The following is a 1,674-nucleotide window of genomic DNA, read 5'->3' as shown; positions in this document are numbered from 1 at the left end:
CGGGGTATTGTCTTGATGGTCTTGATGCGTTGCATTGAAGAAAATCCGTATTGAAGCGCACGCAACCGGCGGACGGCGGGCGGCCGTCGGTGGATCGCGACGCGAAGACGTGTTTTGATTTGGATGCCGCGCTCGGCGGCCGGGGCTTATGCGGCGGGTGGCGCGCGTGGCTGGTTCGTACGCGACGGCGTTGCGGTTCCCGCCGCGGGCGTGACACCCATTTCGGGTGGCAACGCCTGGCCGATAACCAGAAAATCGGCTGCGGGCGCCAGCGCGCCGGGATTGCCGCTGACAAGCTTTACGGGCAGCGGCCGGCTAGCCCGAACCTCAAGCGCCTGCGTCTTGCCGGAGGTCCTGAGCAGCGCGATCGTGTCGCCCTGGCGGGTGGCGCTGATGCTGGAGCCACCCTGGAGGGGGACGGCCGATGCAGAGATTCCGGCCTGGGCGAAGCCCAGCAATGCGAGCATCAGCAGCGCCATCAGGCCGGCAAAAGCGATCCTGACCGGCAGCAGCTTCGATCTTTCGCGTTCAGGTGCCGTCAAGCCGATCTCCAGATACCAGAACCGGCCCTAACCCATGGAACGCCAGAAGGAAAGCCGCAATGGACGGCGCAATCGCACTTCGTCCTTGAACCTTGCGGCTTCCGGTGCCAAATCTGGGGCAGATTCTGGCACTCGGCTTCCTTCGGAGCCAACGCCGGCAAACGGACAGAAATGGTTACCTATCTCGACGCCGCCACGGCCCCCCTTCGAAACACCGGCCAGATCCGCCTCTATGGCGAGAAAGGTTTTGCCGGCATGCGCAAGGCCTGCGATCTTACCGCGCGCTGCCTCGACGAGCTGGTGCCGATGGTCAAGCCCGGCGTGACGACGGAAGCGATCGACCGCTTCGTCTTCGAATTCGGCATGGACCACGGCGCATTGCCGGCGACGCTCAATTATCGCGGCTACACCAAATCGTCCTGCACCTCGATCAACCATGTCGTCTGCCACGGCATTCCCGACAACAAGCCGTTGAAGGATGGCGACATAGTCAACATCGACGTCACCTATATTCTGGACGGCTGGCATGGCGATTCCTCGCGCATGTATCCGGTGGGCACCATCAAGCGCGCTGCCGAGCGCCTGCTCGAAGTAACCTATGAATGCCTGATGCGCGGCATCGCCGCGATCAAGCCCGGCGCCCGCACCGGCGCCATCGGCGCCGCGATCCAGACCTATGCCGAAGCCGAGCGCTGCTCGGTGGTGCGCGATTTCTGCGGCCACGGCGTCGGCCAGCTTTTCCACGACGCGCCGAACATCCTGCATTACGGCACTGTCAATGAAGGCGTCGAGATGCGGCCCGGCATGATCTTCACCGTCGAGCCGATGATCAATCTCGGCCGCCCGCATGTGAAGGTCCTGTCGGACGGCTGGACGGCGGTCACGCGCGACCGTTCGCTGTCGGCGCAATACGAACACACGATCGGCGTCACGGATACCGGCTGCGAGATCTTCACGCTGTCGCCAAAAAAGCTCGACCGTCCCGGCCTGCCGGCCTAGCTTTCTTACCGCCGGCCTTCCCGGCTAAAGCATGTCTCCCGAAAGTGGGAACCGGTTTCGGGATATAGACATGCGTAAAATCAAAAACCTAAAGCGCATGGAGCGAGTCTGAAAGATCGCGACGCGCTTTAGG

General features: G+C 62.8%; 2 protein-coding genes. One reads left to right on the top strand and one right to left on the bottom strand.

Translation table 11 applies throughout. The annotated features are described in order from the left end of the window. Positions 1 to 146: 146 nt before the first annotated feature. The gene (locus tag EOA28_RS35050) at positions 147 to 542 is read right to left on the bottom strand and encodes a hypothetical protein (RefSeq protein WP_127386263.1); all 396 of its coding nucleotides are present in this window, start codon (positions 540 to 542) and stop codon (positions 147 to 149) included. Between the two features lie 171 nt (positions 543 to 713). On the opposite strand from EOA28_RS35050, the gene map reads away from it, so the two are divergent. Continuing rightward, the gene (map, locus tag EOA28_RS35045; RefSeq protein ID WP_127251166.1) at positions 714 to 1,541 is read left to right on the top strand and encodes a type I methionyl aminopeptidase; all 828 of its coding nucleotides are present in this window, start codon (positions 714 to 716) and stop codon (positions 1,539 to 1,541) included. Positions 1,542 to 1,674 lie beyond the last annotated feature (133 nt).

Source organism: Mesorhizobium sp. M2A.F.Ca.ET.067.02.1.1, from assembly GCF_004023285.1.
Taxonomy (GTDB): Bacteria; Pseudomonadota; Alphaproteobacteria; order Rhizobiales; family Rhizobiaceae; genus Mesorhizobium.
Note: the sequence above shows the minus strand (reverse complement) of the source record. Positions and strands in the feature narration are given on the sequence as shown.

Excerpts from the sequence above, each read along its gene's own strand:
- map (WP_127251166.1), top strand. The coding sequence starts at position 714 with ATGGTTACCTATCTCGACGCCGCCACGGCCCCCCTTCGAAACACCGGC.